7 protein-coding genes and 1 pseudogene are annotated in these 9432 nt (G+C 70.7%); 1 reads left to right on the top strand and 7 read right to left on the bottom strand.

The genetic code is table 11. The features are described from left to right. The 7 genes and pseudogenes from MKK82_RS00065 to MKK82_RS00035 all read right to left on the bottom strand — a co-directional run. Positions 1-141, bottom strand: a pseudogene (locus tag MKK82_RS00065) (electron transfer flavoprotein subunit beta/FixA family protein); the annotation flags it as partial. A 74-nt stretch (positions 142-215) separates the two neighbouring features. Next, entirely contained in the window at positions 216-530 is a 315-nt protein-coding gene (locus tag MKK82_RS00060) for an SCP2 sterol-binding domain-containing protein (RefSeq protein ID WP_238293902.1), read from the bottom strand. Between the two features lie 132 nt (positions 531-662). Next, positions 663-2453, bottom strand: a complete 1791-nt coding sequence (locus tag MKK82_RS00055; RefSeq protein ID WP_238293904.1) for an acyl-CoA dehydrogenase C-terminal domain-containing protein — start codon at positions 2451-2453, stop codon at positions 663-665. A 4-nt stretch (positions 2454-2457) separates the two neighbouring features. Continuing rightward, positions 2458-4779: a 3-hydroxyacyl-CoA dehydrogenase/enoyl-CoA hydratase family protein gene (locus MKK82_RS00050; protein ID WP_238293906.1), complete on the bottom strand. Its 2322-nt coding sequence runs from the start codon at positions 4777-4779 to the stop codon at positions 2458-2460. 2 nt (positions 4780-4781) lie between these two features. Beyond that, complete coding sequence (locus MKK82_RS00045) at positions 4782-5918, bottom strand: thiolase family protein (RefSeq protein WP_243984159.1); 1137 nt, start codon at positions 5916-5918, stop codon at positions 4782-4784. 466 nt (positions 5919-6384) lie between these two features. Continuing rightward, on the bottom strand, positions 6385-6789 hold the full coding sequence (locus MKK82_RS00040) for a MerR family transcriptional regulator (protein ID WP_238293910.1): 405 nt from the start codon (positions 6787-6789) through the stop codon (positions 6385-6387). Between the two features lie 57 nt (positions 6790-6846). Next, a complete protein-coding gene (locus tag MKK82_RS00035; RefSeq protein WP_238293912.1) occupies positions 6847-8568 on the bottom strand; it encodes a long-chain-fatty-acid--CoA ligase in 1722 nt (573 codons plus the stop codon). Positions 8569-9216: 648 nt separating this feature from the next. On the opposite strand from MKK82_RS00035, the gene MKK82_RS00030 reads away from it, so the two are divergent. After that, a partial coding sequence (locus tag MKK82_RS00030; RefSeq protein WP_243984158.1) for an outer membrane protein transport protein occupies positions 9217-9432 on the top strand: 216 nt, incomplete at its 3' end.

Here is a 9432-nt window from a genome sequence, read left to right as displayed (position 1 = left end):
GATCGCCTCCTCCACCGCAATCTCGTCGAACGGGTTCATCGACATCTTCACGTTCGCCAGCTCGACCCCGGAGCCGTCCGCCTTCACACGGATCTTGACGTTGTAGTCCACCACCCGCTTCACAGGCACCAGAACCTTCATCCGACCTCTCCTGATGGACCTCCGATGGCCGCCCGCCGGCGCTGGCGGCCGGAATCACGTCCCGCGCGGGCGCGTCACTCGAGCAGGCCGGCGAGCTTCATCGCCACGCCCTGCGAGCCCTGCACCTTCAGGCGGCCCGTGGAGAAGGCGATCATCGGACTCAGCTTGCCCCGCACCAGCTTGAGCAGGTTGTCGGAACTCAGCTTCATCACCGTAACGGCCTCGCCGGCCTCGCCGGCCTCGCCGGTGGAGACGCTCACGCCGCCGCCGGTCGCGTCCACCAGGATGCTGCCGCCATCGGTGAGATCGAACCGGACCCGGTAACCGAGCGTGCTGAGCACCGCGGACCGTTCCTCGATCGCCTCCATCACCTGCTCGAGATCCGCCATCGCTCTCCTCCGTCGTTGCCGCGGGAATGACCGGGCCGCCACGTGCCCCGCCCCATCCCGAGCGCGCCCGAGCTCCGCGGGGGACCCCGAGGTCGGGCGGAGCCGGGTGCCGGCAGGGCGCGGGGCTTCCCGTCAGAACATCGCCTCGTCGAGCGCCATCATCGCGCCCTTGCCGGCCTTCACGGCCGTCAGCAGGCCCGCGACCTGGGGCAGGATGCGCTCCATGTAGAAGCGGGCCGTCACGAGCTTCGCCTCGTAGAAGTCGCGCTCGTCGGTGCCGGCCCTGAGGGCCGCCTGGGCGATCTTGGCCGCGCGCAGCCACATGGTGCCGAGCGCGACCAGTCCGAAGAGCCGCAGGTACTCGGTGGCGGCCGCGCCCGCCTCCTCCGGGTCCTTGAGGCCCCGCCGGGCGATGTGGGCCGTGGCGAGCTGCAAGGCGCCGAAAGCCTTGGCCAGCGGCTCCGCGAGCGGCGACAGGTCGTCGTCCTCGATCGCGGCGTCGAGGAAGGCCAGCACCGGATGGAAGAAGCTCCGCAGCAGGCGTCCGGCATGGGCCGGCAGCTTGCGGCCCACGAGGTCGAGGGCCTGCACGCCGTTGGTGCCCTCGTAGATCATCGAGATCCGGGCGTCGCGGACGTACTGCTCCATGCCGTGGTCGCGGATGAAGCCGTGGCCACCGTAGACCTGCAGGCCGATGCTCGCCGCCTCGAAGCCGAGGTCGGTGAACAGCGCCTTCACCACCGGCGTCATGAGCGCGGCGAAATCCTCCGCCCGGCGCCGCTCGGCGGGGTCGGGGTGGCGCTCCAGCGCGTCGAGGCTGCGGGCGACCCAGGCGCCGAGCGCCCGGCAGCCCTCGTTGTAGGCGCGGATCGTCATCAGCATCCGCCGCACGTCCGGATGGGCGATGATCGGGTCGGCGGGCAGGTCCGGACGCTTGGTCCCGACCAGTGAGCGGCCCTGGAGCCGCTCCCGGGCATACGCGACGGCGCCCTGATAGGCGGCCTCGCCGGCCCCCAGCCCCTGGATGCCCACCGACAGGCGCTCGCTGTTCATCATCGTGAACATCGCGCGCATGCCCTTGTGGGGCTCGCCGACCAGCCAGCCGGTGGCGTCGTCGAAGGACATCTGGCAGGTGGCCGACGCCTTGATGCCCATCTTGTGCTCGAGGGCGCTGCAGGTGACGCCGTTGCGCTCTCCCGGGGCTCCGTCCGCCCGGGGCAGGAATTTCGGCACGAGGAACAGGCTGATCCCCTTCACGCCCTTCGGTGCGTCCGGGAGCCTCGCCAGCACGAGGTGGATGATGTTCTCGGTGAGATCGTGGTCGCCGGCCGAGATGAAGATCTTCGAGCCGGTCACCTTGAAGGAGCCGTCCTCCTGCGGCACCGCGCGGGTGCGCAGCAGGCCGAGATCGGTGCCGCAATGGGCCTCCGTGAGGCACATCGTGCCCGACCACGTCCCGTCGACGAGCTTGGGCAGGTAGGCGGCCTTCAGGTCCTCCGACGCGTGGTCTGCCAGCGCCCTGTAGGCGCCGTGGCTGAGCCCCGGATAGAGCCCGAAGGACAAGTTGGTCGAGCAGATCATCTCCTCGACGAGCTTGTTGATGCCCGCCGGCAGGCCCTGGCCGCCATAGGCCGGATCGGCGCCCATCGCGGTCCAGCCGCCTTCCCGGAACGCCCGGTAGGCCTCCGGAAAGCCCTTCGGCGTGCGGACCGCGCCGTTTTCGAAATGGCAGCCCTCGGCGTCGCCGGAGGCGTTCAGCGGCAGCAGCCGCTCCGTGCAGAACTTTGCCGCCTCCTCCAGGATGGCGTCGGCGACATCGGGGGTGAAATCCTCCAGGCCCGGCAGGACCGGGGCCTCCGGGTCGGCGTGCAGCTCGTGCAGCACGAAGCGCATGTCGCGCAGGGGAGCCTTGTAGGTCTGCATCGCGTCAGTTCCTCACCGGCCGACCGGTTTCGATCACGCTCTCGAACCGGTCGAGGGTCGCCTCCGTCCGCACCAGGCGCATGAAGCTGTCGCGTTCGAGGTCGAGGAGCGCCGCCTCGTCGAGGGGATCGAGGCTGTCGGCCGCGCCTCCGGAGAGCACCGCGGCGAGTTCCCCCGCCACCACGAGATCGTGCGGGGTGGCGATGCCCCGCCGGGCGAAGCCCTCGGCGGCCATGCGCAGGGCCAGCGCCCCCGACGGGCCGGGAAGCGTCAGCGTCACGGGCTTGGGCGCCGCGTAGCCCTCGACCAGGGACAGGGCCTTGGCCTTGGCGTCGGCGAGCAGCCGGTCGCGGTTCATGGTGATGCCGTCGCCCGGGCGCAGGAACAGGAGGTCGCGGGCCTCGTCCGCCGACTTGGCCACGGTGGCGGTCGAGACCGTCTCGAACACCTGGGCGGTCGCCGGCATCGGCCCCTTCGGCAGCGTCGGCGACGACTGCCAGCGGGCCAGCATCTCCTTGCAGCCGCCCCAGGCCGGAACGAGGCCGACGCCGGCCTCGACGAGGCCGATATAGCTCTCGGCATGGGCCTGCACGGCGTCGCTGTGGAGCAGGATCTCGCAGCCGCCGCCCAACGCCATGCCGGCGGGGGCGCTGACCACGGGGAACGGGGCGTATTTCAGCTGGCTGTAGGTCTGCTGACCCAGCGCGACGAGCTTCTCGATCTCGCCCCAGGCGGCGATGTTGGCGGCGAACAGGGCGAGACCGAGATTCGCGCCGACCGAGAAGTTGGGGGCCTCGTTGTAGACCACCAGCGCCCTGTACTTGTCCTTGACGAGCTTGATGCTCTTCCCGAGCAGGATCATCATCTGCTCGTCGAGGGCATTGCCCTGCGCGGTGAACTCGAAGCACACGACGCCGTCGCCGATGTCCCACAGGGCGGCTGAGCCGTTCTTGAGGAGCGGTTGCGCGGCGAGCTTGATGTCCTCCAGCCGCAGCACGCCCTCGGGGCGGACGACATCCTCGTATTCGCCCCCGGCCCGAAGGACCTGCCGGCGGCCGTTCTCGACCCGGTAGAAGGTCTTGCCGTCGAGCCCGGCGAGGATCGGCGGGATGGCATGGCCGTCCCTCGCCAGCCGCTCGGCCACGTAGGCCCCGCCGATCCGGTCGATCAGCTCGAAGGGACCCCATTTCCAGTTGTAGCCGAGGCGCATGGCCTCATCGATCGCGGCGATCTCGTCGCTCGCCTCGCCGAGGAGGCCGGCGGCATAGGCGAGCGTCGGGCCGATCACCGCCCAGGCGTAGGCGCCGACGCGGCCGGGCAGATCCAGCACCGCGCGGGGGGCCTTCGCCTCCTTGAGGGCGGGGAGGTCCGCCTTGGCGGAAGGCCGGTAGGCGCCGGTCCCGAGATCGATCGCCTCCTTGGTCTTCTGCCCGCCGGCGCGGTTCAGGCGGTAGAAGCCGCCCTTGCCCTTGCGGCCGGTATGCCCCTCCGCGATCAGCTTGGTGATCAGCGGCATCTCGCGGAAGGTGGCGTGGAACGCATCCTCCGCCGGCAGGGCCGCCCGCAGGCTCTGCGTGGTGTGCGGGATCAGGTCGAGGCCCACGAGGTCGACGAGGCCGAACACGCCGGTCTTGGGGATGCCGAAGGGGCGCCCCATCACCGCGTCCGCCTCCTCCACCGGCACGCCGAGGTCGTCCGCCGCCGCGATGGCGTTCTGGATCCAGAAGATGCCGAGCCGGTTGGCGATGAAGCCCGGGCGGTCCTTGCAGCGCACGACGCTCTTGCCGAGCCTGCGATCGGCGAAATCCGCCACCGTGGCGGCCAGGGCCGGATCGGTCCGCGGGCCGGTGACGACCTCGAGCAGCCGCATGTAGCGCGGCGGGTTGAAGAAGTGGGTGATGAGGAAGTCGCGGCCGAACGCCTCCGGCATCCCCTCCACCAGCGCGTCGAGGGGGATGGTCGAGGTGTTGGAGGAGATTGCTGTGCCCGGCCGGCGCACCGCGTCGATGCGCCGGTAGAGGGCCCGCTTCGCCTCCAGGCGCTCGACCACCACCTCGATGATCCAGTCGACCTCACGGAGCCGGTCGAGATGGTCCTCGACGTTCAACGCCTCCACCAGCTTGGCGGCGCGCGGCGCCATGAACGGCGCCGGCTCGGTCTTGAGCATCCGGGCGATGGCGCCCGCGGCGAGGCCGTTCCGGTCGGCGGCGCCCTCCGGCACGATGTCTATCAGGAGCACCGGCACGCCGGCATTGGCGATGTGGGCGGCGATGCCGGAGCCCATGACCCCGGCGCCGATGACGGCGACTTTGCGGATCTGGGTCATCGTCACACGCGCTCCAGGAGGGTGGCGATTCCCTGGCCGCCGCCGATGCACTGGGTGGCCAGCGCGAAGCGGCCCCCCTCGCGGGCGAGCAGCGCGGCCGCCTTGCCGACGATGCGGGCGCCGGTGGCGCCCAGCGGGTGGCCGAGCGCGATGGCGCCGCCGTCGATGTTGACGGCCGCCTCGTCGAGGCCGAGGTCGCGGATGCAGGCCAGCGCCTGGGACGCGAAGGCCTCGTTCAGTTCGACCACGCTGAGGGCGTCGGCCGTGATGCCGGCCCGCGCCATCGCCTTCCGCGAGGCGGCGACGGGCCCGATGCCCATGATCTCGGACTCGCAGCCCGAGACGCCGATGGCGGCGATCCGCGCCAGCGGCGTGAGGCCGGCGCGGCGGGCATAGGCCTCGCTGCAGACGAGCACCGCCGAGGCGCCGTCGGTCAGCGGCGACGAGGTGCCGGCGGTCACCGTCCCGTCCTGCTGGAACGCCGGCTTGAGAGCGGCGAGCCCCTCCGCGCTGGCATCGGCGCGGATGCAGCCGTCGGCCTCCACGGTGCCGCCCTTCGCGAGGATCGGCACGATCTCGGCCGCGAGCCGCCCCTCGGCCTGAGCCTGCGCCGCCTTGCGGTGGCTCCGTACCGCGAAGGCCTCCTGGTCGGCGCGGGTGATCTGCCAGCGGCGGGCGACGTTCTCGGCGGTGTCGCCCATGCCCATGTAGGCGCCGGGGCGCTTCGCGTGGAGCGCCGGGTTCGGCATCGGGTTGAAGCCCATCATCGGCACCCGGCTCATGCTCTCGACGCCCGCGCACAGGAAGGCCTCGCCGGCCCCGAGCATGATCTGCCCGGCGGCGATGTGGACCGACTGCATCGAGGAGCCGCAGAAGCGGTTCACGGTGACGCCGCCGACGCTGAGGTCGAGGTCGGCGAGCATCCCGATCAGCCGGGCGACGTTGAAGCCCTGCTCGCCCTCGGGAAAGGCGCAGCCGACGATCAGGTCCTCGATGTCCGCGGACGCGATGCCGGCCTCGGCGACGAGCCTGCGCACGACCTGCGCGGCGAGGTCGTCCGGGCGGACCCGGGCGAGGCCTCCCTTCTTCGCCAGGGTGAAGGGCGAGCGGGCGTAGCCCGCGATGACGACGTCGGTCATGCTGTCCTCTCGGAACGATCACGAAGGGGGGCGGGCAGCGCCGACCGCCGCGTGCGGGAAGGCGGGACGAGGTGAGCGGCCGCCCGGCGCGCTTGCCGCGCGGCCGGGGCCGGCGCGGATGGGGGGCGCCTGTCTGTGAGGACGCGCCCGTCCGCCGGGATGGAGGCCGGTTCGGCGCGCGCGCGCGGGTCGAGACGGGGCCCGCGGGCCGTTCCCACGCGTGACGCGCCACAGCCAGGCCGGCCCATCTCGGGAGGGCGGCCTTCCGGCCCGATTCCCGCACCCCGAGCCGCGCGCGCAGGGGGGCCCGACGGAGCCCGCCAGCCGGCCGCGCGATCCCTGGCGATCGCCTTCGAGGCCGGCGCCCCGCGCCGGCACCTGAGGATGAGGGGGAAGGGTGGGAACGGCCCCCCGGATACCCGGTCGGCGGCCGCTCTGTACCGCGGCGACGCGGCCGGAAACGGCCCTAGCGCGCGCGGCGTGCCTGGGCGGGCTCGGAGCCGTCGAGGGCGGTCAGCGCGTACAGCTTGAGCTTCTCCAGCTCGCCCAGGGTCTCGACGAGGGCCTTCTGCTGCTCGACGAGATGATCGATCCGGCCCTGGATCTTCTTCAGAAGGTCGCGCCACTGCTCCTTCTGCGTCGGATCGACGTCGTAGAGATTGAGATAGTCCTTGATCTCGCGCAGCGAGAAACCCAGTCGCTTGCCGCGCAGAATGAGGATCAGCCTCACCTTGTCGCGATGCGCGAAGATGCGCGTGTTCCCGGCTCGCTGCGGGTTGAGAAGCCCCTTGTCCTCGTAGAAACGGACCGTCCTCGCCGTGACCCCCAATTCCTGGGCGAGTCGGGTCACGGTATACAGTGTGTCGGACACAGAAGGCCTTCTCTAAAGGGAGGCCACCGTATTCCTGGAGTATGCGGAGCGTCAACGTCATGCCGAGGCCCGCCTGTCCATGGCCGTTGGGCCGGCTCGGTCGCGCGCCTCCGCGACCAGTTCCTTCTTCGACAGCTTGCCGACCGCGGTCTTCGGCAGGCTCGTCCGGATCTCGATGTCCCGGGGCATCTCGATCTTCGAGAGCCGCTCGGCCAGGAAGGTCCGAAGCGCCTCCGGCGTCGTGGCATGCCCGGCGCGCAGCTTCACGAAGGCCTTGGGGCTCTCGCCGCGATACGCGTCGGGGATGCCGATCGCGACCGCCTCCTCGACGGCCTCGTGCTCGTAGAGCGCATCCTCGATCTGGCGCGGATAGACGTTGTACCCGCCGCAGAGGATGAGATCCTTGATCCTGTCGACGAGGAACAGGAACCCGTCCGCGTCGCGGTAGCCGATATCTCCGGTCCTCAACGCGCCGTCGACGAGCACCTCGGCCGTGTCCGCCGGACGGCGCCAGTAGCCGGCCATGACCTGCGGACCCCGGATATAGACTTCGCCCTTCGTGCCGGGGGGCATGAGCCGATCGGCGTGGTGCGGGTCGCGGATCTCGATCGCCGTATCGGCCAGCGGCAGGCCGACCGAGCCGGCGCGGCGTCGGCCATCGAACGGATTGACGCAGACGACCGGCGAACTCTCCGTCAGCCCGTAGCCCTCCGACAATCGGCATCCCGTGAGCGCCTCGAAGCGGGCGCCGATCTCGGCCGGCAGCGGCGCGCCGCCCGAGATGCACAGCCGGATCGAGCGCAGGTCGACCTTCGCGGTTTCCGCCGCCTTGTTGACGGCTCCGAAGATCGTCGGGACCGCGGGGAAGAAGGTCGGCCGGGTGCGGGCGATGGTGGCGAGGAGCTGATCGATCTTGAACTGCGGAACGAGGACGATCTGCGCCCCGATCTTGATCGCGAGGTTCATCGCTACCGTCATGGCGAAGACGTGGAACAACGGGATGACGGCCAGCACGCGCTCGTGCCCGTCCCGCAACCCCGCCTGCCGGATCAGCGGGGCGAGCTGGCGGACGTTGCCGGCGAGATTGGCATGGGTGAGCATCGCCCCCTTGGGCGTTCCGGTCGTCCCGCCGGTATATTGCAGCAGCGCGACATCGTCGGGGCGCAGGGCGGCCCGCCCACCCGGCCCGCCGGCGCCCGCGAGCAGCTTGGCCCAGGGGACGTGCCGCGCGTCCGCCGGCACCTGCGCGGTCTCAGTCCGCCTGAACAGGCGGTAGAGCAGGCCGCGGCCGAAGGGCAGCATGTCGGCAAGCGGACAGACGACCAGATGGCGGAGCCCCGCCTCGTCGGCCACCGCGGCGACCGGATCGTAGATCCGGGCGATGTCCGAGACGACCATGATCGTCGTGCCCGAGTCGCGGATCTGCGTCGCGCATTCCCGCGACGTGTAGAGGGGGTTGAAGTTGACGACGGTCCCGCCGGCCTGGAGGACCGCGAAGTAGAAGATCACGGAGTACGGCGTGTTGGGCAGGCACAGGCCGACCTGGACACCGCGCCCGACCCCAAGCCCGGCGAGGCCCGCCGCCACCCGATCGGTCAGCGCACCGACCTCGCGATAGCTCCAGACCCGCCCGCAGAACTCCAGCGCCGGCCTGTCCGCGAAGCGCTGCACGCTCCGGTGAAGGAGATCCGGCAGGGTGTCCGATTCCGCGTCCGGCTGACGTGGTCGAGAGAACGCGGCTGCTTCGATGCAGCCGCCACCGGTGTGGATGGCCGACATGCTCCCCCCTTTCCTGCAGCGCTCTCTCGGAAGCGCTTCTCTTGGGCAGGCCAGGATTAACGTATACGTCAGCTAGTAGCCCATTAGGTCATGGTCATGCAAGCCCGCCCGGTGCGGAGCGTCGGGCGCAGGGATTCGGCCGCGGCGCAGCGCCGCCCGCGAGGGCCGTCGCGTCGTTTCGGGAGAGCCGAGCCCAGAACGTATCGCGGGCGTGCGCGCTCCTTCGCCGGCCGGGTTGCCCGGTCGGGGCCGGAGGGCCCCGCCGCAAAGGCCTCGGCGCAACAAGGGCCTCGCCGCAACAAGGGCCTCGGCGCGACCGCCTCGGCGGACCCGCCGGGGCGCGGTCAGGACCCTGTGCGTCACGGCATTGCGGCGGATGGTGCGGAAAGAGCACACCCGTCGCGTCGCGTGCCGAAAGCGGCCGGACTGCACCGAGAAACGCCGCGCCGTCAGCTTGCAGTTTTCTGCCGCTTAAGTCACCTTCATGACGTATAGGTCATGGTGCCGATCTCGCGGGCGACGATGTCCCCGTACGTCATGGCTCCAGCTGGGATCTGTCCAGCCTCCGACGTTCGCGGCTGTTCGTTCCAGAATCAGCGAAATTGATCGTTCCTCGTGGATTGAATCTGCAGATCTAAGGAATTGGGCATGATGTTCAGCTTTCGCGTTCGCACCGGAACGGCGGCACTGCTTGCCTTGGTCTGTGGCGTGACCGAATCGTCTGCCGGCGCCTTTGGGATCCGGGAGCAGAGCACGCAGGCGCAGGGTCTGGCCTGGGCGGGGGCGGCTTCGGGTTCGGGTGGCGTGTCGTCGATGTTCTGGAACCCGGCGACGATCACCATGCGCCCGGGCTTCGTCGCGGAG

The organism is Methylobacterium sp. E-046 (assembly GCF_022829625.1).
In the GTDB taxonomy this organism is placed as follows: Bacteria; Pseudomonadota; Alphaproteobacteria; order Rhizobiales; family Beijerinckiaceae; genus Methylobacterium; species Methylobacterium longum.
This window is presented reverse-complemented; position numbering and strand designations above follow the sequence as displayed.

Coding starts and splice junctions, on each gene's coding strand:
- MKK82_RS00045 (WP_243984159.1), bottom strand. CDS start 5,918: ATGACCGACGTCGTCATCGCGGGCTACGCCCGCTCGCCCTTCACCCTG.
- MKK82_RS00055 (WP_238293904.1), bottom strand. CDS start 2,453: ATGCAGACCTACAAGGCTCCCCTGCGCGACATGCGCTTCGTGCTGCAC.
- MKK82_RS00060 (WP_238293902.1), bottom strand. CDS start 530: ATGGCGGATCTCGAGCAGGTGATGGAGGCGATCGAGGAACGGTCCGCG.
- MKK82_RS00035 (WP_238293912.1), bottom strand. CDS start 8,568: ATGTCGGCCATCCACACCGGTGGCGGCTGCATCGAAGCAGCCGCGTTC.
- MKK82_RS00050 (WP_238293906.1), bottom strand. CDS start 4,779: ATGACCCAGATCCGCAAAGTCGCCGTCATCGGCGCCGGGGTCATGGGC.